1 protein-coding gene and 2 pseudogenes are annotated in these 1,119 nt (G+C 61.5%); 2 read left to right on the top strand and 1 reads right to left on the bottom strand.

The features are described 5' to 3' along the window. Positions 1–15: 15 nt before the first annotated feature. Both ACRXB1_RS36580 and ACRXB1_RS36575 read left to right on the top strand, forming a co-directional pair. Positions 16–102, top strand: a pseudogene (locus ACRXB1_RS36580) (GntR family transcriptional regulator); the annotation flags it as partial. Next, entirely contained in the window at positions 85–588 is a 504-nt protein-coding gene (locus ACRXB1_RS36575; RefSeq protein ID WP_449494844.1) for a GntR family transcriptional regulator, read from the top strand. The pseudogene ACRXB1_RS36580 and the gene ACRXB1_RS36575, both read left to right, overlap by 18 nt. Positions 589–742: 154 nt before the next feature. On the opposite strand, the pseudogene ACRXB1_RS36570 reads toward ACRXB1_RS36575, so the two are convergent. Further along, positions 743–1,119 (bottom strand): annotated as a pseudogene (locus tag ACRXB1_RS36570) (MFS transporter); the annotation flags it as partial.

Genomic DNA, 1,119 nt, shown 5'->3' with positions numbered 1-1,119 from the left:
TAGCGCACGCTCGCGGAACGGCTGCAGGTGTCGCGCACGCCGTTGCGGGAAGCATTGAAGGAACTGGCGGGAGATGGACTCGTAGTGGTGTTGCCCAAGCGCGGCGCCGTGGTGGCCGATCTCGGCGCGCAGCAGATCGGCGAGAAACTCGATGTGCTCGGCGTGATCGAGGCGTTCGGCGGCGAGCGGGCCTGCAGTCTCGCAACGGAAAACGAACTGGCGGAAATCCGCGCGTTGCACCATGAGATGCATGCGGCCTACGAGCGGCGCGACCGGTTAACCTACTTCAACCTGAATCAGGCGATACACAAGAGCATCATTGCTGCGGCGAAGAACGAGACGCTTCAGCAGATGCACGAGCGGCTGAACCGCCAGTTGTATCGATACCGGTTTCAGGGAAGCGTGACGTCCGAGACCTGGCATACCGCCATCGACGAGCACGAGGTCATCATCAAGCTGCTGTCCGCGCGACGCGGCAAAGAGCTGGGCGAGTTCCTGCAGCGCCACGTGCATAGCACCTGGGAACAGCTTGCGCCCGCGGAAAATGACGGAGCACCGGTCGCGGCGGGGAAGTTGTCGGTGGCTTGACTGGAAGTCGGGATGCCAATGGAACCGATTGCTCGCGGTTCGCCGAGTGACGCATCTTTCTATCTTCAAGCCGGCCGATACAACCGCTTGATGAATTGAATGCTTTTCATGCATTGGACGTGCCCGTTAAGGTTCGCCGCGCCAGCCTGCGCGCTTACGGTCTTTCCTCAGGCGCCAGATGCGAGCGCAGCATGATCGCCAGCGGAAAGATCGCCAACGCGGTCAGAGCGGTGGCGAAAGTGGCGCCGTGTACGCCGATCCGGTCGCCAAGAAAACCATAGATGACCGGTGAAATCGCACCGGACGCTATCGTTCCCGTATAGAACAACGCGAAGGCGCGCTCAGTGCGCTCGGGAGCCGCCATTTCCGGAACTGTTCCATAAAGCACGGAAGACGTTCCGTTGAGCATCATGCCCAGGAACGGCAGCAGCACCATGGTGAGCGCCAGTGGCAAAAACATCACCGCGACGATGCAGGCCGCCGTGCCGCCCTCGGTGATCAGCACCGTGCCTATCACTCCCAAGCGTGCGC

Source organism: Caballeronia sp. M23-90, from assembly GCF_053574605.1.
Note: the sequence above shows the minus strand (reverse complement) of the source record. Positions and strands in the feature narration are given on the sequence as shown.